Origin of the sequence: Streptomyces sp. NPDC091292, assembly GCF_044757265.1 — a bacterium.
Classification (GTDB): domain Bacteria; phylum Actinomycetota; class Actinomycetes; order Streptomycetales; family Streptomycetaceae; genus Streptomyces.
Map to the genome: position 1 here is coordinate 310,588 of NZ_JBIVUQ010000007.1, position 21,347 is coordinate 331,934.

The window sequence follows — 21,347 nt, forward strand, 5'->3', positions numbered from 1 at the left end:
CGCGCCTACGTCATCCATTCTGCGCGATGACCGAGAGGCGCGCGGCCAAGACCAACCGCCGCAGGCGCGCTACGCACGCTACCCCCTCCGGGGCGCTGGGCCCACACCGGCGTACGGCGCCGTGTCCTTCTTGTTGTCCGCTCCCTTGTTCGCCGGCGCCTTCCCGCGTGCGTTGCCGTATGCGTTCCCTGTGCGCGGGGCCACCACCGCCGTTCAACCCCCGTCCCACCCCCGTACGCGCGGCAACCGCACTACGAACGCCGTTCAGGGGGCACTATGACGGGGTGGCAGCGGCGAGGTCGTCCCGTTCAGCCGGCGGATCGGGTCCGGTCCGCCGGTGGGCGCGTGCGGTCGGGCATGCCGTGCGGGCGCCGTTCACCAGCACAGGGCGGGGCATCCGCAAGGCGACCCACGCGCACGGCGCGGGCGAGTCCGGGCTCGGCAAACTGATCGAACTGCACGCGGTGAACGGCGCGGGCGACGTCATGATCACCGTCGCCCTCGCGTCCACTGTCTTCTTCTCGGTGCCCACCGACGAGGCACGCGGCCGGGTCGCCCTCTACCTCGCCGTCACCATGGCGCCCTTCACCCTCCTCGCCCCCGTCATCGGCCCGCTCCTGGACCGGCTGCCGCACGGGCGCCGCGCGGCGATGGCGGCGGCGATGTTCGCCCGCGCCCTGCTCGCCCTGATCCTGTCGGGCGCGGTCGCCACGGGCAGCCTGGAGCTGTATCCGGCGGCGCTCGGCGTGCTGGTCGCGTCGAAGGCGTACGGCGTGGTGCGCAGCGCCGTCGTACCGCGTCTGCTGCCACCCCGGTTCTCGCTGGTCAAGGCCAATTCGCGGGTCACGCTCGGCGGGCTCCTGGCCACCGGTGTCGCGGCGCCGATCGGCGCCGGGCTGCACATGCTGGGCCCGCGCTGGCCGCTCTACGGCGCCTTCGTCATCTTCGTCGCGGGGACGTTCCTGTCGATATCGCTGCCCCACAAGGTCGACTCGGCCCGGGGCGAGGACAGGGCGCTGCTCGCCGCCGACGAGGACCATGTGCGCGGCCCGCTGACGAAGAAGTCCCGCCGCCCGGGGCTGCGGACGGTCGGCCCGGCCGTCACCAACGCGCTCGGCGCCAACGCGTCCCTGCGCTGTCTCTCCGGCTTCCTGATCTTCTACCTGGCCTTCCTCCTGCGCGAGCACCCGCTGACCGGCCAGAGCGCGGTCGTCTCGCTCGGCCTGGTGGGTGTCTCGGCGGGCGCGGGCAACGCGATCGGCACGGCGTTCGGCGCATGGCTGAAGGCGCGGGCGCCGGAGGTCATCATCGTGACCGTCGTCGCCTGTGTCCTGGGCATGGCGATCACGGCGGCGGTGTTCTTCGGCGCGGTCCTGGTGGCCTGCCTCGCGGCGGTCGCGGGCTTCTCACAGGCCCTCGCGAAACTGTCCCTGGACGCGCTGATCCAGCGGGACGTCCCGGAGACGGTACGGACGTCGGCGTTCGCCCGTTCCGAGACGCTGCTCCAGATGGCGTGGGTACTGGGCGGCGCCATCGGCATCGCCCTGCCCCTGAACGGTGTCCTCGGCCTCTCGGTCGGCGCGGCGATCGTGGCCACCGGCTGGCTGACCACGGCGAAGGGCCTACTGAGCGCGGCGAGACGCGGCGGCGCGACACGTCCACGGGTGGCGTGAGGCAAGCCCAGGGGCACGGGCACCCTGCCGACACGTCAGCCCGTGACCGGACGGCACGTCTGTCCGTACCTCTGCGGGAAACCCACGCGCGACCCGACGCCACATCCGCACGCACCCCTGCGGGGAACCCACGCGCGACCCGACGGCAGTCGGCTCGCGGCCCGACGTCGCATCCACGCACGGCATCACGGCAGGTACGCCCGCGACCCGACGGCACAACCGCGCACGGCCTCACGACGACCCGCCCTTGGCCTCACGGCACTCAGCCCACGATCCGGCAGCACATCCGCCCATGACCCGACAGCACGTTCGCTCGCGACCTCACGGCACATCCACGCGTGGCCTGACGGCAGTCTCCTCGTGGCCTGACGACACGTCCGCCCGTGACCTGACGGGACTCCGCGCAACGGCCTCACGGCACTACACCCGCAAACAGCACTCCACCCGCAGCTTCCCCACAACCCGACCGCAACCCACCCGCACCCCGACAGCACCCCACCCGCACCCCGACGCCAGTCGGCTCACGCCCCCGGCGCCAGTCGGCTCGCGGCCTCACGGCACGCCGTACCCGCATGGCCGGACCTCGGCGGGTGCCGGATAACCTTCGCGCATGACCTCCCTGCCCGCGGCGGAGCCGCACATGAAGTCAGCCACGGCGGGCCGCCGCCGGGCCGCCGCCGCTGTCGGCGTCGTCGCCGCCGGTCTTCTGACCCTCACGGCCTGCGAGAAGCCGACTCCGCTGGCGACCATCACGGTCAGCGACATCTCGATGAACGCGGAAGCCGTCTGCTACAACGACGGCAAGACCATCCAGGCGTCGGATCTCCAGAACTGCCTCAAGGACAAGAACCTCAAGGCCCTCACCTTCGACCCCGACGAGACGGTCCGCTTCGGCGTCGACCCGGAGATCGCGGACAAGGGCTGGACGATCCTGCTGAACGGCCAGCCGCTGACCGACTCCAGCAAGAAGACGTACCGGACGATCCCCGGCAGCGTCTTCTTCAACCAGCAGTACGGCGCCACCGGCAACTCGTCCACGGTCAGCGTCGTCGAGGGCGGCGACGACAAGGTCACCGGACTGTGGTCGTTCAAGCTCAACAAGAGCGGCTCTTGACCCGTCCCGTACGCATCCTCGTCGCCACCGCGGTCCCCGCCGAACGGACCGCGGTGGCGCAGGCGTTCGCGACGACACCCGTGGAGATACGGCTCCCGTCGGCGACCGGAACGGCCGCGCACCGCGTACGGAACGGTCCGGCCGCCCGCTGGGACCTGCTCGCCGTCGGCGTCGGCCCGGCCGCAGCCGCTGCCGGTACGGCCACCGCCCTGACCGCCGCCGCGCTCGCCGCCGAACCGTACGACCTCACCGTCTCGGCCGGCATCGGCGGCGGCTTCGCCCCGGACGCCCCGGTCGGCTCCCTCGTCGTCGCCGACGCGATCACCGCCGCCGACCTGGGCGCCGAGAGCCCCGACGGTTTCCTGCCGGTGACCGACCTCGGCTTCGGCACCGTCACCCACACCCCGCCCCCGTCCCTCGTACGGGAGACCGCCGCCGCCGCGGGCGGCCGGGCCGGCACCGTCCTCACCGTCTCCACGGTCACCGGATCCGCCGAGCGCGCCGCCCTGCTGCGGGCCCGGCACCCCGGCGCGCTCGCCGAGGCGATGGAGGGGTTCGGGGTCGCCGAGGCCGCCGCCGCGCACGGCTGCCCGGTCCTGGAGATCCGCGCGGTCTCCAACCCCGTAGGCCCCCGCGACCGGGACGCCTGGCGGATCGGCGACGCCCTCGCGGCACTCACCACGGCCTTCGGGAAATGCGCGCCCGCACTGGAGAGTTGGAACGAGCATGACGACCGACGACCACCGCAGCAATAACCCCGGCGACCAGAGCACCGCGAAGCCACTGAGCATCGCCTACTCGCCCTGCCCGAACGACACCTTCGTCTTCGACGCCTGGGCCCACGGCCGCATCCCCGGCGCCCCCGCCCTCGATGTCACGTTCGCCGACATCCACCTCACCAACGGCATGGCGCAGCGCGGCGAGTTCGACGTCCTGAAGGTGTCGTACGCGGTCCTGCCCTGGGTGCTCGACGAGTACGCGCTGCTGCCCTGCGGCGGCGCGCTCGGCCGGGGCTGCGGCCCGCTGGTCCTGACCCGCGAGCCGGGCGGGGCGGCGGAGCTGACCGGCCGGAAGGTCGCGGTGCCGAGCGAGAAGTCGACGGCGTATCTGCTCTTCCGCCTCTGGGCAGCGGATCTGGTGCCGGACGGGGTCGGCGAGATCGTCGTCATGCCCTTCGACCGGATCATGCCCGCCGTGCGGGACGGCGAGGTCGACGCCGGACTCGTCATCCACGAGGCCCGGTTCACCTATCAGACGTACGGGCTGCACCGCCTCGCCGACCTCGGCGAGCACTGGGAGTCCACGACCGGGCTGCCGATCCCGCTCGGCGCGATCATCGCGAAGCGCTCCCTGGGTACCGGAACCCTGAAGCTGCTCGCCGACTCGGCGCGCGCGTCGGTCCGCGCCGCCTGGGACGACCCGGAGGCGTCCCGCGGCTATGTCCTGGAGCACTCCCAGGAGATGGACCCGGCGGTCGCCGACCAGCACATCGGCCTGTACGTCAACGAGTTCACCGCCGACCTCGGCGAGGACGGTTACGCGGCGGTCCGCGGTCTGCTCACCCGCGCGGCGGCCGAGGGACTCGTACCGCCCCTCGGCCCGGACGCGCTCACGTTCCCCTGACGCGGCCTACCGGATCACACGTCGAGCTGGTCGGCGACCGCGCGGAGCAGCCCGGCGATCTGCTTCCCCGACGCCTTGTCGGGGTAGCGGCCCTTCTCCAGCATCGGCGTGATGTTCTCCAGAAGAGTCGTCAGATCCTGGACGATCGAGGCCAGTTCATCGGGCTTACGGCGCTGCGCGGCGGCGACGGAGGGCGTCGGGTCCAGGATCGTGACGGAGAGTGCCTGGTCACCGCGTTGTCCGGCGACCACCCCGAACTCGACGCGCTGGCCGGGCTTCAGCGCTTCGACACCGGCGGGCAGGACGGAGGAGTGCACGAAGACGTCTCCGCCGTCGTCGCGGGAGAGAAAGCCGAAACCCTTCTCGCTGTTGAACCACTTGACCTTGCCGGTAGGCACGTGAAGTCCTCGTCCTCGTACTCGTCGATCCGTCTCACCTTGGGCAGACGGCACTGGGAAAATGGGAAAAACGGCTCTGAATAGCACTACGGCGGGTCGCTGCGACCCGCCAGGACCAAGCCTATTGGTCCGGAAGCTGGTGGCAAGACGGCCCTTGAATCGGTCCTGCGGGAAGTTCCTTCGCGCTGGGAACTACCCTGGTCGGGTGCGTGACAAAACCCAAGCGAATTCCGCCGCGCCCGGTGACGGACTCATCCGGATCGGCGCGCTCGTCTTCCTGCTCGGCGCGGTGGCCACTCTGACCACCGTGGCCCCGCTGTTCCTCGGCACAAAACCCTTTCCCACCTACATGTTCGGGCTGAGCATGCTGATGGGGGTGGGGTTCGCGTTGGCGGGCGCCGGATTGCTGCGCGGAATCGTGGCACAGCGCCGCGAAGTCGCGAAGTCCCGAAGTGAAGAAGAGGCGAGCGCCGTGGCGTGAAAGGGACGGACGGGCGGGGCAATCCGCCGCGTCAACGGTGGTTGTTCAGCCAGGTCGGAAACTCGCCAAGATCAGCCAGTACGACATCCGCCCCCGCACCCCGGAGTTCCCCGGCGTCGCAGGGCCCGGTCGCCACGGCCACCGAAAAGGCGCCGGCCGCGCGGGCACCCCGTACATCCCCGGTGTGGTCGCCGACGTACACCCCGGCCCCGTACTCGCGCAGAGCCACCGCCTTCTGCTCCGCCCACAGGTCGCCGATCACCGCGTCCGCGGCTATACCCAGGTGCTTCAGGTGCAGCTTGGCGTTGGGCTCGTACTTGGCGGTGACGACGACGGCCCGGCCGCCGGCGGCGTGCACCGCGTCGATCGCCGCTACGGCGCCCGGCATCGCGGGGGTCGGGGCGATGGCGTGTGTGGGATACATCTCACGGTAGCGGGCACACATCTCCGCGATCCGCTCGGCGGGAAACCAGTGCACCATCTCGTCCTCCAGCGGCGGACCGAGCCGCGTGACGACCAGGTCGCAGTCGATGGGGACACCGGTTTCGGCCGAAAGTGCCTGGTAGCAGGCTTTGATGCCGGGGCGGGAGTCGATGAGGGTCATGTCGAGGTCGAAGCCGACGGTCAGCGCGCTGGAGGTCATACCCGTCATTGTGCCCAGCGGCCGTGCGGGCAGGCGGGGACGGCGACCGGCGGCCCCGCGGACCCCTTTGCATAGACTTAGTGAAGCCTAACCAACCCTTCCTTCGTGGAGTGCCCAGCCGATGCCGGTCAGACGCGCCGTCGCGATGGTGGCGGCCGTCGCGGCCCTGCTGCTCGCCGTCCTGTTCAGCCTCGCCGTCGGCGCGCGCGCCATCGCACCGTCGGCCGTGTTCGACGCCCTGCTGAACGGCGGTCACAGCGACGCGGCCGAGGTCGTACGGGGGCTGCGGGTGCCGCGCACGGTGGTGGGCCTGATGGTCGGCGCCGCGCTCGCCCTCGCCGGAACGGTCCTCCAGGGCATCACCCGTAACCCCATCGCCGACCCGGGCATCCTCGGCATCAGCCAGGGCGCGTCGGTCGGGGTCGTCCTCGCCATCGCGTTCGCCGGGGTGCACACGCTCACGGGGTACGTGTGGTTCGCGTTCGCGGGTGCCGGGATCGCGTCGGTCGCGGTGTACGCCATCGCGTCGAGCGGGCGGGGCGGTGCGACGCCCGTGAAGCTGGCGCTCGGCGGGGCCGCGATCAACGCACTGCTCGTGTCCGTGACTACCGGCGTGCTGACGACTCGGGCGTCGGCGCTCGACGAGTTCCGGTTCTGGCAGGTCGGTTCGCTGTCCGGGCGGGACGCGGATCTGGTGGGCCAGGTCTGGCCGTTCCTGCTCGTCGGCCTCGTCCTGGTGCTGTCCGTCGCGCGCGGCCTGGACGCGCTGGCGCTCGGCGAGGACGTCGCGAAGGGCCTCGGCCAACGGGTCGCGACGGTACGGATCGCGGGCGGACTCGGCGCGACGATCCTGACCGGGGTCGGGGTAGCGGCGGCCGGTCCCGTCGCCTTCGTCGGCCTCGCGGTCCCGCACATCGCCCGCGCGATCGTCGGCTCCGACCATCGCTGGGTCCTGCCGATGGCGGCGGTGATCGGCCCGGTGATGCTCCTTGTCTCCGACACGATCGGCCGCGTGGTCTTTCCCCCGAGCGAGATTCCGGCGGGCGTGATGACGGCCCTGATCGGGGTGCCGTTCCTGATAGCCCTGGTGCGACGCAAGGCGGTCCCGGCATGAAACCTCAGCAGTTCCCTGCTGTGGGCAGTCGTTCCGCTGGGGCGGAACGGGTGGGCACAGCCCAAAGTGCCGGGCGCCCCGGAGGCCAACGCCCCGCAGGGTACGCCGTAGCACGACTAGGCCAAGCAAACTTCCTGATCCACCGTCGGGCGACCGCCATAGCCGCCGCCCTGGCCACCACCCTCGCCCTGTCCTGCCTCGCCTACCTCTCCACAGGCGAGTCCTTCGTCCCCCCGTCCGAGGTCCTGAAGGTCCTCACAGGCACCCCGTCCCCGAACCAACTCGTCGTGGAAACCCTCCGCGCCCCCCGCCTGGTGGTCGCCCTCATGGTCGGCGCCGCGTTCGGCGTGGCGGGCGCGCTGATCCAGACCGTCGCCCGTAACCCGCTCGCCAGCCCGGACATCATCGGCATCAGCCAGGGCGCGAGCGCGCTGACGGTCGGCGCGATGACGTTCGGCGTGACGTCGTACACGGTCCTGCCGTACGTGGGTGTCGCCGGCGGCATCCTCGCGGCGGCCCTCGTCTATGTGTTCGCGTGGCGCGGCGGGCTGCACGCGACCCGGTTCGTGCTCATCGGCATCGGTTTCGCCATCGCGCTGCGCTCGGTCACGACGCTGTTCATGACCAAGGGCGACTATCTCGTGGCGCAGCAGGCGCAGATCTGGATGACGGGTTCGCTCAACGGCCGTGGCTGGGCGGAGGCGACCCCGCTCGGCTGGACCCTGCTCGCCCTGGTGCCCGCCGTCGCGTGGGCGGCCCGCGCACAGCGCACCGTGACCCTGGACGACGACACGGCGACCGGACTCGGGGTGCGCCTGAACCGCGTACGCCTCGGTCTCGTCCTGCTCGGTGTCGTCCTCGCCTCCGTCGCGACCGGCGCGGCGGGCCCGGTCGACTTCGTGGCGCTGCTCGCGCCGCAGATCGCCCGCCGGGTGACCCGTACCGCGCAGATCCCGCTGGTGTGTTCGGCGCTGCTCGGCGCGGTGGTCGTCGTCGTGGCCGATCTGCTGGCGCGGCGCCTGTTCTCGCCCACCGAACTGCCGGTGGGTGTCCTCACGGCGGCCGTCGGGGCGCCCTATCTGATCTGGCTCATCGTCCGCAGCCGCCGTGGAGGCACCTCATGACGGAACCTCTCATCGACTCCCTGACCGGCGATCCGGGGGCAGACCGCCCCGTTGCCGGGCAGCCGCGTCTTGAGGCGCGTGAGCTGACCCTCGCGTACGAGGACCGGACCGTCGTCCACGACCTGGACCTCGCCGTCCCGGACGGCCGCGTCACGGTCATCGTCGGGCCCAACGCGTGCGGCAAGTCGACGACGCTGCGGGCGCTCGGGCGGCTCCTGAAGCCGCGCGGCGGCGCGGTGCTGCTCGACGGCACGGCCCTGGCGAAGCTGCCGACGAAGCGGATCGCGCAGCGGATCGGGCTGCTGCCGCAGACGCCGGTCGCGCCCGAGGCGATCACCGTGGGCGATCTCGTGGCACGCGGCCGGCAGCCGCATCAGCACTGGTGGCAGCAGTGGTCCGACGAGGACGAGCGGGCCGTCACGGAGGCGATGGAGCGTACGGATGTGGCGGCGCTCGCCGAACGGTCCGTGGACGAACTCTCCGGCGGTCAGCGGCAGCGCGTCTGGATCGCGATGGCGCTCGCGCAGGACACGGAGCTGCTGCTCCTGGACGAGCCGACGACGTATCTCGACATCGCGCACCAGGTCGAAGTCCTCGATCTGGTACGACAGTTGAACCATGACCGGGGCCGGACGGTGGTGGTCGTGCTGCACGACCTCAACCAGGCGGCGCGCTACGCGGACCATCTGGTGGCGATGAAGTCCGGGCGGATCGTGGCCGAGGGCCCGCCGTCCGACGTGGTCACGGCGGATCTCGTACGGGAGGTGTTCGGTCTGGAGTGTGTCGTGGTGCCGGACCCGGTGACGGGGTCGCCGCTGGTGGTACCGGGCAGGCCGTGGCGGGCCACCGCGTAGAGAACCCCTTCCGCTCCTCCTCCGAAAGGTGTTGTTCCTGATGACTTCCACCCGCCGCAAGGCATGGGCGCTCGGTTCCCTCCTGCTGGTCGGCTCGCTCGGCCTCACGGCCTGCGGATCGTCGGATTCCGGCAAGGATGGCGCCGGGTCGGGGGAATCCGGTGGCGGTACCCACACCGTGAAGACGGCGATGGGTGACGTGAAGGTCAAGAACGCCCCGAAGCGGGTCGTGGTCCTGGACACCGCCGAACTCGACTCGGCGATCACGCTGGGCGTGAAGCCGGTCGGCGCGACCCAGGCGACCCCGGACGCCGGGTTCCTGGACTATCTGCCCGAGTCGCAGGTCAAGGGCATCAAGAGCGTCGGCGAGATCGCCAACCCCAACCTGGAGACGATCGCCCAGCTCAAGCCGGACCTCATCCTCAGCAGCAAGGTGCGCGACGAGAAGCGGTACGCGCAGCTCAGCGCCATCGCGCCGACCGTGCTGACGGAGACCACGGGCTATCCCTGGAAGGAGAACTTCCGTACCCACGCGGACGCCCTGGGCCGGCAGGCGGAGGCGGACAAGGTCGTCGCCGACTACGAGAAGCAGGTCGCCGATGTCACCAAGTCGCTCGGCGGCAAGGAGAAGGCGGCGGCGACCGAGGTGAACGTCGTCCGGTTCATCGAGGGCGCCGACATCCGCATCTACGGCAAGAAGAACTACATCGCGACGATCCTCGCCGACGTCGGCCTGGGCCGCCCCGCGATCACCGACAAGGCGGTGGACGGCTTCTCGTACGACGTGAGCCCCGAGAAGATCGACCTGGCCGACGCCGACGCCCTCTTCACGTCGACGTACGGCGACCCGGCCAAGGCGAAGGCGACGGACACCATGAAGAGCGGCCTCTGGAAGAACCTCAAGGCCACCAAGGCCGGCCAGGTGCACCAGGTGGACGACGAACTCTGGATCCAGGGCATCGGCTACACGGCGGCGGCGAAGATCCTCTCCGAGCTGAACGCCGCCCTGACTTCGGCGTGAGTCCGGGTCACCGGTTCCGCTGGGAGCGCCATACGAGGTAGGCGGCCGAGGCGAGGGCGGCGGCCCGTACGACCCAGGGCCAGGTCTCGCCGACCGCGTCGGACATGTGGCCCTCGGGGATCGGGGCGCCCCAGCGGCCGTCGGTGCGGCCCCAGAGCCAGACCAGGCCGCCCGCGACCGCGAGGCCGGGCATGACGAGGACGGCCCACTTGGACTCGGCGGTGGTGAGGCGTCGCGATGCCCAGGCGATGAGCCAGCCCACGCCGAGGGCGAACCAGTTGCCGAGGACGGCGCCCGCGACGAGGAGGGCGGCGGCGAGGAGCAGCAGGGGGTTGGCGTAGCCGGTGAGGCGCAGCCGGGGCCGCAGGCGGCGCTTCGCGCCGCCGGCCTCCGAGTCGTCCGCTTCCTCTTCGTCGTCCTGGTCCTGGTCCTCGTCCTTTTCGATGGGCTCGGGTTCGGGTTTCGGCTCGCGGCCGGGCGGGGGCTTGAGTATCTCGGGGATCTCCACGCCGCCGACGAACCCCGGCACGCTGTCGCTCAGCCCGAACGGGCCGCTGTCGACCCGCCACCAGTCGGGCGCCGAACCGTGCGGCCCGAGTTCGTCCTGGCTCGCGAGGTGCGGCGGCGACGGCGCGTCCCGGTCCGGCTCGGGCGCCGGTTCCGTCGGCCGGGGCCGCGGCACCATCCGCCGCAACCCCTTGGGCCGCGCCTCCTCACCGGTCTCACCGGCCTCACTGGGATGCCGCTGCACCGGTACGGCGGCCCTCGGCACGTCTCCGGAGTCTCCGGCGCCGGATCCCGCGGCCTCGACCAGTTCGTCCGGGGAACCGAGCCGGGACAGAATCCGGCGCACGGCGGCCGGGGTGTCCACGGGCGACTTGGCGCGCCGCTTGTCGATCTCGTTACGCAACTCGGTGACGAGCCGCATCCGCGTACCGGACGGCAACTGCCGCTGCTGAGCGAGGTCCCCGACCTTGCTCAGATAATCGAAAACGAGCTGGTCACTCTCGATCCCCACGAAGTCCCCTCCGGGACGCACCTGTTGAAAACCACCGGTCCCGACGGTACAGGGCCGGCGGGGGGCGGGAGCGGGGTCGGTGACGGAGGGCGGGGCATCGCGGTCGGTATCGGTACCGCAACCACCTGTGCCGGGGACCCGCGATGTCACCCGGACCCACTAACGTGAGCCGGATGAGCAGTGACGCAAGAGGTGCCCCGCAGAGCCCCACGGTCCCGCGCTCCCTCGCTGAGGCCCTGAGGGGCCGCACCGACGCGTCCCTCGCCACCCTTCTCCGGGCCAGGCCCGACCTCCTCACGCCCGTCCCCACCGACCTCGGCCAGCTCGCCACCCGGGCCGGTACGCGGGCCAGCGTGGTCCGCGCACTCGAACATCTGGACAGGTTCACCCTCCAGACCGCCGAGACCCTGGCCATCGCGCCGGACCCGGCGGCGTACGGGGACCTGTTGCGCCTGCTCGCCGGTGACGACGGGGACCCGGAGATCGAGGCCGCGCTCCCGGGCGCCGTGCACAACCTCCGCGAGCAGGCTCTGATCTGGGGTGCGGACGACCGTCTGCGGCTGGTGCGTACCGCGCGGGAACTCCTCGCGCCGTCCCCGCAGAACCCCTCCCCGACCGGCCTCGGCCCGACCGTCGCGGAGGCCACGGCGGGCATGTCGCCCGGCCGTATCCAGGAGATCGTGACGACCGCCGGGCTGCCCAGGACGCATGACGCGGTGTCCGCCGTGGCGTCGCTGACGGCGCTGTTCGGCGACCGGCGCCGCATGTCGGCGCTGCTCGACGAGGCGCCGCCGGAGTCCGTCGACGTGCTGTCCCGGCTGGTCTGGGGACCCCCGTACGGACAGGTGACGGCCGCCCCGGCCAAGCATCTGCGGTGGCTCCTCGACCGCGGCCTGCTCCTCGCGACCACGCCCGGCACCGTGGTGCTTCCCCGCGAGGCGGCGCTCCATCTGCGCGGAGGCCGCGCCCACCGGGCCCCGGAACCCGTACCCCCGGCCGTCCGGGCCGACCGCGAGCACCCCCCGCAGGTCGCGGACGCGACGGCGGCCGGTCAGGCGTACCAGGCGCTGATGACCATCGAGGACCTGTTCCACGAGTGGCACGAGGGCGGCCCCGCCGTGCTGCGCTCCGGCGGGCTCAGCGTCCGCGACCTGAAGCGGACGGCGGTCGCGCTCGACGTGTCGGAGCCGCTGGCCGCCTTCTGGGTGGAGCTGGCGTACACGGCGGGCCTGCTGGCGTCCGACGGCGAGGCCGACGAGCGGTACGCGGCGACACCCGCGTACGACACGTGGCTGGAGCGGCCACCCGCCGAGCGGTGGGCGGTGCTCGCCGGGGCCTGGCTGACGGCGACGCGGACGTCGGGGCTGGTCGGCGGGCGGGACGTCAAGGAGCGTGCGCTGGCCGCGCTCGGCCCCGGCCTGGACCGCTCGGACGCCCCGGAGGTGCGCCACCGGGTCCTCAGCCTCCTCGCGACCCTGCCGCCCGGCGCGTCCGCCGACCCGGAGTCGCTGCTCGCCCGGCTCCGCTGGGAGCGCCCGCCGCGCGGCACCGCGTCGCGCACCGCCGCGTCGACGGCGCAGAACCAGCCGGACCTCCGCACCCGCCTGGCGCGCTGGACCCTCAGCGAGGCGGAACTCCTCGGCCTCACGGGCCGCGGCGCCCTCGCCGCCCACGCCCGCGCGCTCCTGCCGGACCGGGGCCCCACGGAAACGGATGTCTCCGCCGACGTCACCCCCGACGTCACCCCCGACGTCACCCCCGATGTCGCCGCCGCCCAGGCCCGCACCGCAGCCGCCGCCGTCCTCACCCCCCTCCTCCCCCAGCCCCTCGACCACGTCCTCCTCCAGGCCGACCTCACCGCCGTGGCCCCTGGCCCCCTGCTCCGCCCCCTCGCGGAGACCCTTGCCGTCATCGCGGACGTCGAGTCGAAGGGCGCGGCGACGGTGTACCGGTTCACGCCCGGTTCCGTACGGCGCGCTCTCGACTCGGGACGCGCCGCCGCCGACCTGCACGCCTTCCTCGCCGCCCACTCCCGCACGCCGGTGCCCCAGCCCCTCGCGTACCTCATCGACGATGTCGCGCGGAAACACGGCCATCTGCGGATCGGCGGCGCGTCGGCGTACGTACGGTGCGACGACGAGGCCGTGCTGAACGAGATCCTGGCCGACAAGCGCGCCCACGGTCTGCGGCTGCGCCGCCTGGCGCCCACCGTGCTGGCGGCCCAGGCCGACCCGGCGGCGCTCCTCGACGGTCTGCGCCAGATGGGTTTCGCACCGGCCGCCGAGAGCCCGGAGGGCGATGTCCTGGTGGCCCGCGCCCACGCGCACCGCACCCCGCCGCGCACCGCCCCCGCCCCGGTCCCGGAGGGCCCGCCGCTGCCGGGCGGCACCCTCCTGACGGCCGCCGTCCGGGCGATCCGCGCCGGCGACCTGGCCACCACGGCGCCCCGCAAGACGACGGCGGACCGCGCGGGCGAACTCCCCCGCACGTCATCGGCGGACACCCTCGCCACGATGCAGGCGGCGGTCCTCACGGGCGAGGCGCTGTGGATCGGATACGTGAACGCGGAGGGCACCGCGACCCAGCGGGTCATCGCCCCGATCCGCGTCGAGGGCGGCTTCGTCACGGCCTACGACCACACGGCCGACGAGGTCCGCACATACCCCCTGCACCGCATCACAGGCGTAGCGGAACTGGCCGACAACCAGGGCCTGGGCGGCCTGGGCCAACCACCTCACCGCCGGGCCTGACAGCGCCCCCCAGCGCGCCAGGGAGCGCCCCTCCACCGGGCCGACGCCCCGCACCCGCCGTAACCACCCCCGAGTGCGGCACACTGGACGTTTGGCTGCTCTCGCGTGCAGCCCGTGCGGGCCGTCCCCCGGGGTCCGTGTCGTCGTGCAGAAAGGGACGCGCGTGAACGGACCCCTCATCGTTCAGTCGGACAAGACCCTGCTCCTGGAGGTCGACCACGAGCAGGCGGGTGCTTGTCGGCGGGCCATCGCGCCGTTCGCCGAGCTGGAGCGCGCCCCCGAGCACATCCACACCTATCGGGTGACGCCGCTCGGCCTGTGGAACGCGCGCGCGGCCGGACACGACGCCGAGCAGGTCGTGGACGCCCTCGTCCAGTACAGCCGCTATCCCGTGCCGCACGCGCTGCTCGTGGACATCGCCGAGACCATGGACCGGTACGGGCGGCTCACCCTCACCAAGCACCCCGCGCACGGTCTGGTCCTGACCACGACGGACCGGCCGGTCCTGGAGGAGATCCTCCGCTCGAAGCGGGTCGCTCCGCTGGTCGGCAACCGGATCGACCCGGACACGGTCGCCGTGCACCCGTCCGAGCGCGGCCAGATCAAGCAGACCCTCCTCAAACTGGGCTGGCCCGCGGAAGACCTCGCCGGGTACGTGGACGGGGAGGCCCACCCGATCGAGCTGGCGGAGAACGGCTGGGCGCTGCGCCCGTACCAGAAGCAGGCCGTCGAGGGCTTCTGGCACGGCGGCTCCGGTGTGGTCGTGCTGCCGTGCGGCGCGGGCAAGACGCTCGTCGGCGCCGGTGCGATGGCGGAGGCGAAGGCGACCACGCTGATCCTCGTCACGAACACGGTCTCGGCCCGCCAGTGGAAGCACGAGCTGGTCCGCCGCACCTCACTCACCGAGGACGAGATCGGCGAGTACAGCGGGACGCGGAAAGAGATCCGGCCCGTCACCATCGCCACGTACCAGGTGCTGACGACGAAGCGGAAGGGTGTCTATCCGCACCTCGAACTCTTCGACTCGCGCGACTGGGGGCTCATCGTCTACGACGAGGTGCATCTGCTGCCCGCGCCCGTCTTCAAGTTCACCGCCGACCTCCAGGCCCGGCGGCGCCTCGGCCTGACCGCGACGCTCGTGCGCGAGGACGGCCGCGAGTCGGACGTGTTCTCGCTGATCGGGCCGAAGCGTTTCGACGCGCCCTGGAAGGAGATCGAGGCGCAGGGCTACATCGCGCCCGCCGACTGCGTGGAGGTCCGCGTCAACCTCACCGACGGCGAACGCCTCGCGTACGCGACCGCCGAGACCGAGGAGAAGTACCGCTACTGCGCCACGACGGAGACCAAGCGGAAGGTGACGGAGGCGCTGGTGCGCAAGCACCAGGGGCAGCAGACCCTCGTCATCGGCCAGTACATCGACCAGCTCGACGAGCTGGGCGAGCACCTGGACGCGCCGGTCATCAAGGGCGAGACGTCCAACGCGCAGCGCGAGAAGCTGTTCGAGGCGTTCCGGCAGGGCGAGTTGTCGGTGCTCGTGGTGTCGAAGGTCGCCAACTTCTCCATCGACCTGCCCGAGGCGACGGTCGCGATCCAGGTGTCCGGCACCTTCGGCTCCCGCCAGGAGGAGGCCCAGCGGCTCGGCCGGGTGCTGCGCCCGAAGGCGGACGGCCACGAGGCCCGGTTCTACTCGGTGGTCGCCCGCGACACCATCGACCAGGACTTCGCCGCCCACCGGCAGCGGTTCCTCGCCGAACAGGGCTACGCGTACCGGATCATGGACGCCGACGAACTCCTCAGCGGCGACGACGAGCCGACGGCATCGCAGTAGCGAGCAGAGCGAGGGCCAGCAGGGGGTACGGGGACGCCAGCGGCTGTTGCCACCACGGGACATGGAGATCCAGCTCCCCCGCGTGCGGTACGAGCCAGAGGCTGCGCGCCGCGAACACGCCGGTGACCCCGGCCGCCCACCACCGCCGCCCCTCGGCGACAAGCAGCGCCAGGAGCGGCACGCACCACACCCAGTGGTGGGACCAACTGATGGGCGAGGTGAGCAGCGCGGTACCGGCGGCGGCGAGCACGCCGTGCGCCTGAGTGGGCGCCCGGTGCGCGAGCCAGAGTCCGGCAGCGGCGACGGCCAGCGCGGGCAGCAGCCACGCGAGGCCCGGCGCGGGGTCGCCCAGCACGCGGGCGACCAGCCCCTGGAGCGACTGGTTGTCGACGATCCACGCCTTGCCGACGCGGCCCGTCTCATACAGCCGCCGGGTCCAGAACTCGACGCTGGCGGCGGGCAGTACGAGCGCCCCGAGCAGCACGGTCCCGACGAACGCCCCGGCCGCCGTGACCGCTTCCCGTACCCGCCGGGTCAGCAGCAGATACACCACGAACACGGCGGGCGTCAGCTTGATCCCGACGGCGACCCCGAGCGCGAAACCCTTGCCGATGGCGCCCGGCGGACGGGTCAGGTCCCACAGCACGAGGCAGATCAGGGCGAGGTTGATCTGCCCGAACACGACGGTCTGGAAGACGGGTTCGAGCCAGAGCGCGAGGGCGGTCGCGGCGCAGACGAGGGCTCCGCGCGCGGGCAGTCCGGCGAGCCGGCAGGAGAGCCGTACGAGTTGGGCGGTGAGGGCGATGTTCCCGGCGACGAAGAGCGCCTTCATGACCCCTAGGGGGAGCCAGGTCGTCGGCACGAACAGCACGGCGGCGAACGGCGGGTAGGTCGCGGGCAGTCGCCATTGGGTGACCGTGAACCCGTAGAGATCGCCGCCGCCTGCGACGGCGGCGCCCTCGGCCCGGTAGACCAGGGCGTCGGCCATGGGGACGCGCTGGAGGAGACACAGCGCGGCGAGCGAGAGGGCCGAGACGGCGAGGAGCGCGGGGGCGAGGCGGGCGGGGGCGGCGAGCGGCGCGTTCAGCCGGGCGCGGGGCGGGGTGGAGATCCGGGCGCGGGTCCGGGTGGGCGGCGCGCCCCCGGGACGCGGGGCCGGGGTCTTGACGGTACTTCTGGTGGCGCTCCGCGTACGGATGCTCACGGTCCGTTCGATCACGGGCGTGACCCTATGGGATCGCGTGCGTCGCGCGGATCAGCCCGCGTGGGGCGGCGGGGCGGGGGTTCAGCGGCGGCGGACGCCGGCCTCCTCCGCGTACTCCCCGAGTACGGCGACGCCGAACGCGGCGGTGACGAAGACCTTGACGGCGCGCAGGGCGTCGCCGAGGTGGTGGGCCCGGTGGGAGTCCCCGGCGGCGGTGGCGCCCGGGGGGCCGGTACGGGCAGGACCTGGGGTGAACGTTGCGCTACTCATGCCTCCAGTGTGGATTCACGGCATTCCCGGCACATCGGCCGGAGGATGTAACCTCCGGCGGCCCCGCGTAATACCAGCGACGGACCCGACCCCCTAGGCATCCCCCGGACGCCCCCGGACTCTGTCGGACTCGCTACGCGGCGGCCGTCTTCGGGCGGGCGCGGAGGTGGGCGCGCTCGCCCTGGCTGCCGAACAGGACGAGGAATTCCACCGGTTCGGCGTCGGACGCGCCGAACCAGTGCGGTACGCGGGTGTCGAACTCGGCCGCCTCACCGGGCACGAGGACGAGATCCTGCTCGCCGAGGATGATCCGCAGCCGCCCGTTCAGGACGTAGAGCCATTCGTAACCCTCATGGGTCTTGGGGTCGGGCTCCCTGCGGCGGCTGCCGGCCGGGATCACGAGTTTGGACGCCTGGATCCCGCCCGCCCGCCGGGTCAGCGGCACCATCGTCATGCCGTGGTAGGTGACCGGGCGCAGATGGATGCGCGGGTCGCCGGTCGGTGGGGCGCCCACGAGTTCGTCCAGCGTGACGCCGTATGCCTTGGCGAGCGGAAGCAGGAGATCCAGGTTGGGCCGGCGGGAACCGGACTCCAGGCGGGAGAGCGTGCTGACCGAGATGCCGGTCGCACCGGACAGGTCGGTGAGCGTGATGTCGCGCTGCTTGCGGAGGGCACGGAGGCGGGGTGCGACGGCGTTCAGCGCCCGGTCGATGTCCTGGTCGATGCCCCGGTCGATGTCCCGGTCGATGACCTGTTCGATGTCCTGGTCCATGCTGTCGAGTCTGCCAGAGGGTATTGCCGGATCGGCAACGGAATTTGCGGTACGCGCTGGCGGTCCGCAGGGTCGGGCGTGGAGGTGGTCAAGGTGACCGATCGGCAAGTGCTGAGGGACGGCTATGACGTGGTGGTGCTCGGCGGGGGCGCCGCGGGGCTGAGCGGGGCGCTGATGCTGGCGCGGGCCCGGCGCTCGGTGGCGGTGATCGACTCGGGCACACCGCGCAACGCCCCGGCCGCCGGTGTGCACGGGCTGCTCGCGCGGGAGGGGATGCCGCCGGGGGAGCTGCTGGCGCGGGGCCGGGCGGAGGTCCGGGGGTACGGCGGGGTCGTGGTGTCGGGTGAGGTGACCGGGGCGGTGTCGGCGGCGGGGGCGGTACGGGACGGTGACGGTTTCGTCGTGGAGCTGGACGGCGGCAGGGCCTCCGTACGGGCGCGGCGGCTGCTCGTGACGACCGGGCTGGTGGACGAGTTGCCGGAGGGGGTGGCGGGGGTACGGGAGCGGTTCGGCCGGGATGTGCTGCACTGCCCGTACTGCCACGGCTGGGAGATCCGCGACCAGGCCATCGGCGTCCTGGGCAGCGGGCCTCTTTCGGTGCACCAGGCGCTGCTGTTCCGGCAGTGGAGCGACGACGTGACGCTCTTCTCGCACACCCTGCCCGCGCTCACCGACGAGCAGGCGGAGGAGCTGGCAGCGCGGGAGATCAGGGTGGTGCCGGGCGAGGTGGCGTCGCTGGAGATCTCGGACGACGACCGGCTGACGGGCGTACGGCTGACGGACGGCACGGTGGTCGCGCGTGCGGCGCTCGCGGTGGCGCCGAGGATGGTGGCGCGGGCCGGGTTCCTGAAGGCGCTCGGACTGGTGCCGGTGGAACATCCGTCGGGGGCCGGGGAGTACGTACCCGTCGACGCGACGGGCCGTACCGACGTGCCCGGTGTGTGGGCGGCGGGCAATGTCACGGATCTGTCGGCGCAGGTGGGGGGCGCGGCGGCGGCCGGGGCTGCGGCGGGGGCGCAGATCAACGCGGATCTGATCGCGGAGGAGACGGCGGCGGCGGTCAGCGCCCGCCGTCGGGGTCCGGGGTGATCAGGTCCTCGAAGTACGCCTTCTGCGCCGGGTAGTACGCGTCGAAGTCGCGCGGATCGGTGCCGTCGCGTGAGGAGACCAGGAGGTCGAGGTAGTACTCCCAGCCGGGGCCGATCTCGCCGACGCCCTTCGCGTCCGTGAGGTGCTGCACGAGGCGCAGTTCGGTGATGCCGTCGACGGCGGACAGGCGCAGTTCCAGGTGCCAGGAGCCGGCCTCGTCCGAGGTGGTGACGGCGAGCCGGACGGGCGGTTCGCAGGTCTCGATCCGCATCTCGGACCAGGGCGCCCCCTCCTCGTACGAGAGCCGGACCCGGACGGTGGCCCCCGGCGCGGCCTCCCCCTCCCAGGGCCCGAACCAGCGGGCCGTCCGCTCGGACTCGGTGACACTCGCCCAGACGTCCTCGATGGGGGCGCGGAAGGTACGGGTGAGGACGAGGTCGACGCCGTCGGGGGTGGTGTGGAGGCGGCCGGTGGGGAGGGGCGGGGTGGGCGGCGGTACGGGTGTCATACGGAGTCCTTTACGTCTTGTGTGGCCGGGGTACTTGGCTTACGCCGGGTCCGCTCACGTCCCGTACGGCGGACCTCGGTCTCCAGGGCGTCGAGGCGGTGCTCCTAGCCGGAGGGGGCCCGGAGCCGGGCGATCCAGTCGGCGAGTTCGGCGAGGGGGGCGGGGGTGAGGGTGTAGCGCCGCTGCCGCCCGACCAGCTCGTCCCGGACGAGCCCGCTCTCCCGCAACACCCGCAGATGCCGGCTGACGGCGGGCCGGCTGACGGGAAACCGCCCGGCGATCTCTCCGACGCTGAGCGGGTTGCCGCGTGTTTTCAGCAGGACCAGGATTTCCCGGCGTACGGGGTCGGAGAGGGCGGCGACGATGTCTTCCACGAAGAAAGCGTAACCTCGCGGTTACGCTTTCATCAACCGGGGCGCCCGACGCGGTGGCTTCAGGGGTGGGAATCAGGGAGGCTGGCGCGCATGGTTTCGGTACTGCAGAACGTGGCGATCGACTGTGCGGACGCCTATGCGCTGGCCCGGTTCTGGAGCGAGGTGACCGGTCATCCTCTGGACCCGGATGCCGCACCGGGTGACGAGGCGACGCAGGTACTGATGGCGGAGGGCCCGGTCCTGTACTTCAACGAGGTACCCGAGCCCAAGAAGACCAAGAACCGAATCCACCTGTGTCTGCGCCCCGAAACCACACGTGAGCAGGAAGTGGAACGGCTGTTGGCGATCGGCGCCACCCTCGTCGCGGACCTCCGGAACCCCGACGGCTCCGGCTGGGCAGTACTCGCGGACCCCGAGGGCAACGAATTCTGCGTGCTGCGCAGCGATGCGGACCGGGCGGCGATGAATTCCTGAGTCTCCGGGAACCCGCCGCGCGGCTCGGGTACGGGCTCGGTGCGCAGCGCTTGAAAATGGTCTCAGACCGGCCAGCAATTGCCCGGATCATCGAGCCACGCGCTCTGCCCCTCCGCCGTAACGGTGAGCCCGAAGCGGTCGTATCCGGGCTTCCCCTTCTCCGTCCACCATCGGTAAGCGGACTCGGCCTCATTCCAGATTCGACGGGGGCCGGATTGCCATACCTGCGCGTCGTCTCCATCGCTGAACATCGCGCATGCCCATGACCGGTCTGTGAGTCCGTAGAACCACACGGGCCGCTTGCCGTGGCGCTTGTCGGCCATGACGCAAACGCAGTCGCGGAGCTTGATTCCCATGGCGAACCGCTGGGGGCTGAACCGCTCTCCCATGAATTCGTCTTCCGTGATCGTCGTGGACGACTTGTCACGGTCCGCCATGCCGCCGCTGACGTACTCGGTATGCACGACCGGCGAAAGGCGTTGGGTTCGTGCCTTCATGAACTCCACCGGCCCGGTGAACGCCCCCGTGGCACTCTCTCCGTCGTTGGCGACGACGGAATCCACTTCCACCGTGACGACGTTCTCAACCCGCAACCGGTGTGCCAGCAACGCGGCATTCCATCCAGTGCCCGTGCCGATCTCCAGGACACGGTTGCCAGGCTGCACATCAAGGTCGTTGAGCATCCGGAACACGACGGATGGCATAGAGGCCGAAGAAGTTGATACCTCCCCCGGTTCCGTGCCGACGTGCTTGCCGTCGTCCCACTGTGTAACAACGGGAACGTCGGAGTCTGCGTACCCGTACCAGCGTTCCGGGTCTTCCGACCGCGAAACGGAAACGCTCCGCCCCGTCTCCATGTCGAAGGGCCACATGAGATCCGGCAGGAATGCGGAACGGGGGACTGCGGCGAACGAGGGGGCCCAGTCCGAGGAGAGCACCCCTCCGGTCATGAGGACGCGCCCCAACGCTCGTCGTAGTGCCAACCCGGCATGAGCCGGCCGGGGTGCCATCCGTG

The 21,347-nt window shown here is 71.9% G+C and carries 22 protein-coding genes; 13 read left to right on the forward strand and 9 right to left on the reverse strand.

Annotated elements, in window-relative coordinates; genetic code table 11:
• Positions 1-284: 284 nt before the first annotated feature.
• From ACIQNU_RS21725 to ACIQNU_RS21740, 4 genes are all read left to right on the forward strand, one after another.
• Positions 285-1,673: an MFS transporter gene (locus tag ACIQNU_RS21725; protein WP_401368735.1), complete on the forward strand. Its 1,389-nt coding sequence runs from the start codon at positions 285-287 to the stop codon at positions 1,671-1,673.
• A 610-nt stretch (positions 1,674-2,283) separates the two neighbouring features.
• Positions 2,284-2,787 (forward strand): DUF2771 domain-containing protein, encoded by a 504-nt coding sequence (locus ACIQNU_RS21730; protein ID WP_401368738.1) that lies wholly within the window; start codon positions 2,284-2,286, stop codon positions 2,785-2,787.
• Positions 2,784-3,542 carry a futalosine hydrolase gene (locus ACIQNU_RS21735; RefSeq protein WP_401368739.1) on the forward strand — a complete coding sequence of 253 codons (759 nt, stop codon included), beginning with the start codon at positions 2,784-2,786 and terminating at the stop codon, positions 3,540-3,542. The genes ACIQNU_RS21730 and ACIQNU_RS21735 overlap by 4 nt, the downstream gene beginning before the upstream one ends.
• Positions 3,514-4,410, forward strand: a complete 897-nt coding sequence (locus tag ACIQNU_RS21740; protein ID WP_401368741.1) for a 1,4-dihydroxy-6-naphthoate synthase — start codon at positions 3,514-3,516, stop codon at positions 4,408-4,410. The genes ACIQNU_RS21735 and ACIQNU_RS21740 overlap by 29 nt, the downstream gene beginning before the upstream one ends.
• Before the next feature lie 14 nt (positions 4,411-4,424).
• Here the strand turns inward: ACIQNU_RS21740 and ACIQNU_RS21745 are convergent, their stop codons facing one another.
• Positions 4,425-4,808, reverse strand: a complete 384-nt coding sequence (locus ACIQNU_RS21745) for a cold-shock protein (protein WP_190034300.1) — start codon at positions 4,806-4,808, stop codon at positions 4,425-4,427.
• A gap of 205 nt (positions 4,809-5,013) precedes the next feature.
• Here ACIQNU_RS21745 and ACIQNU_RS21750 point away from each other — a divergent pair, with 205 nt between their 5' ends.
• Positions 5,014-5,289: a hypothetical protein gene (locus ACIQNU_RS21750; protein WP_401368744.1), complete on the forward strand. Its 276-nt coding sequence runs from the start codon at positions 5,014-5,016 to the stop codon at positions 5,287-5,289.
• A gap of 31 nt (positions 5,290-5,320) precedes the next feature.
• Here the strand turns inward: ACIQNU_RS21750 and ACIQNU_RS21755 are convergent, their stop codons facing one another.
• Positions 5,321-5,932: an HAD family hydrolase gene (locus ACIQNU_RS21755; protein ID WP_401368747.1), complete on the reverse strand. Its 612-nt coding sequence runs from the start codon at positions 5,930-5,932 to the stop codon at positions 5,321-5,323.
• Positions 5,933-6,053: 121 nt separating this feature from the next.
• Between ACIQNU_RS21755 and ACIQNU_RS21760 the strand changes: the two genes are divergently transcribed.
• The 4 genes from ACIQNU_RS21760 to ACIQNU_RS21775 are packed head-to-tail and all read left to right on the forward strand — an operon-like array spanning position 6,054 to position 10,045.
• Complete coding sequence (locus ACIQNU_RS21760; RefSeq protein WP_401368750.1) at positions 6,054-7,046, forward strand: FecCD family ABC transporter permease; 993 nt, start codon at positions 6,054-6,056, stop codon at positions 7,044-7,046.
• Between the two features lie 50 nt (positions 7,047-7,096).
• The gene (locus ACIQNU_RS21765; protein WP_401368752.1) at positions 7,097-8,170 is read left to right on the forward strand and encodes a FecCD family ABC transporter permease; all 1,074 of its coding nucleotides are present in this window, start codon (positions 7,097-7,099) and stop codon (positions 8,168-8,170) included.
• Positions 8,167-9,024: an ABC transporter ATP-binding protein gene (locus tag ACIQNU_RS21770; RefSeq protein WP_401368755.1), complete on the forward strand. Its 858-nt coding sequence runs from the start codon at positions 8,167-8,169 to the stop codon at positions 9,022-9,024. The genes ACIQNU_RS21765 and ACIQNU_RS21770 overlap by 4 nt, the downstream gene beginning before the upstream one ends.
• 40 nt (positions 9,025-9,064) lie before the next feature.
• Positions 9,065-10,045 (forward strand): ABC transporter substrate-binding protein, encoded by a 981-nt coding sequence (locus tag ACIQNU_RS21775; RefSeq protein WP_401368757.1) that lies wholly within the window; start codon positions 9,065-9,067, stop codon positions 10,043-10,045.
• Positions 10,046-10,052: 7 nt separating this feature from the next.
• On the opposite strand, the gene ACIQNU_RS21780 is transcribed toward ACIQNU_RS21775, so the two are convergent.
• Positions 10,053-11,063 (reverse strand): hypothetical protein, encoded by a 1,011-nt coding sequence (locus tag ACIQNU_RS21780; protein WP_401368760.1) that lies wholly within the window; start codon positions 11,061-11,063, stop codon positions 10,053-10,055.
• Between the two features lie 173 nt (positions 11,064-11,236).
• Between ACIQNU_RS21780 and ACIQNU_RS21785 the strand changes: the two genes are divergently transcribed.
• Positions 11,237-13,813, forward strand: coding sequence for a helicase-associated domain-containing protein (locus ACIQNU_RS21785; protein ID WP_401368762.1), 2,577 nt, complete (start codon positions 11,237-11,239; stop codon positions 13,811-13,813).
• 163 nt (positions 13,814-13,976) lie between these two features.
• On the forward strand, positions 13,977-15,641 hold the full coding sequence (locus ACIQNU_RS21790; protein WP_401368765.1) for a DNA repair helicase XPB: 1,665 nt from the start codon (positions 13,977-13,979) through the stop codon (positions 15,639-15,641).
• Here ACIQNU_RS21790 and ACIQNU_RS21795 read toward each other — a convergent pair.
• From ACIQNU_RS21795 to ACIQNU_RS21805, 3 genes are all read right to left on the reverse strand, one after another.
• A complete protein-coding gene (locus tag ACIQNU_RS21795) occupies positions 15,607-16,629 on the reverse strand; it encodes a glycosyltransferase 87 family protein (RefSeq protein ID WP_401369020.1) in 1,023 nt (340 codons plus the stop codon). The genes ACIQNU_RS21790 and ACIQNU_RS21795 overlap by 35 nt on opposite strands.
• Positions 16,630-16,926: 297 nt before the next feature.
• Positions 16,927-17,115 (reverse strand): hypothetical protein, encoded by a 189-nt coding sequence (locus tag ACIQNU_RS21800; protein WP_401368768.1) that lies wholly within the window; start codon positions 17,113-17,115, stop codon positions 16,927-16,929.
• Positions 17,116-17,248: 133 nt separating this feature from the next.
• Positions 17,249-17,887, reverse strand: coding sequence for a helix-turn-helix domain-containing protein (locus tag ACIQNU_RS21805; protein WP_401368771.1), 639 nt, complete (start codon positions 17,885-17,887; stop codon positions 17,249-17,251).
• A 93-nt stretch (positions 17,888-17,980) separates the two neighbouring features.
• Here ACIQNU_RS21805 and ACIQNU_RS21810 point away from each other — a divergent pair, with 93 nt between their 5' ends.
• Positions 17,981-18,976 carry an NAD(P)/FAD-dependent oxidoreductase gene (locus ACIQNU_RS21810; protein WP_401368774.1) on the forward strand — a complete coding sequence of 332 codons (996 nt, stop codon included), beginning with the start codon at positions 17,981-17,983 and terminating at the stop codon, positions 18,974-18,976.
• Here ACIQNU_RS21810 and ACIQNU_RS21815 read toward each other — a convergent pair.
• Complete coding sequence (locus ACIQNU_RS21815; RefSeq protein ID WP_401368777.1) at positions 18,948-19,484, reverse strand: SRPBCC family protein; 537 nt, start codon at positions 19,482-19,484, stop codon at positions 18,948-18,950. The genes ACIQNU_RS21810 and ACIQNU_RS21815 overlap by 29 nt on opposite strands.
• Before the next feature lie 104 nt (positions 19,485-19,588).
• Positions 19,589-19,858 carry an ArsR/SmtB family transcription factor gene (locus ACIQNU_RS21820; RefSeq protein ID WP_401368780.1) on the reverse strand — a complete coding sequence of 90 codons (270 nt, stop codon included), beginning with the start codon at positions 19,856-19,858 and terminating at the stop codon, positions 19,589-19,591.
• Positions 19,859-19,948: 90 nt separating this feature from the next.
• Between ACIQNU_RS21820 and ACIQNU_RS21825 the strand changes: the two genes are divergently transcribed.
• On the forward strand, positions 19,949-20,332 hold the full coding sequence (locus tag ACIQNU_RS21825) for a VOC family protein (RefSeq protein ID WP_401368782.1): 384 nt from the start codon (positions 19,949-19,951) through the stop codon (positions 20,330-20,332).
• 62 nt (positions 20,333-20,394) lie between these two features.
• On the opposite strand, the gene ACIQNU_RS21830 is transcribed toward ACIQNU_RS21825, so the two are convergent.
• A complete protein-coding gene (locus tag ACIQNU_RS21830) occupies positions 20,395-21,342 on the reverse strand; it encodes a protein-L-isoaspartate(D-aspartate) O-methyltransferase (protein WP_401368785.1) in 948 nt (315 codons plus the stop codon).
• Positions 21,343-21,347: the final 5 nt, after the last annotated feature.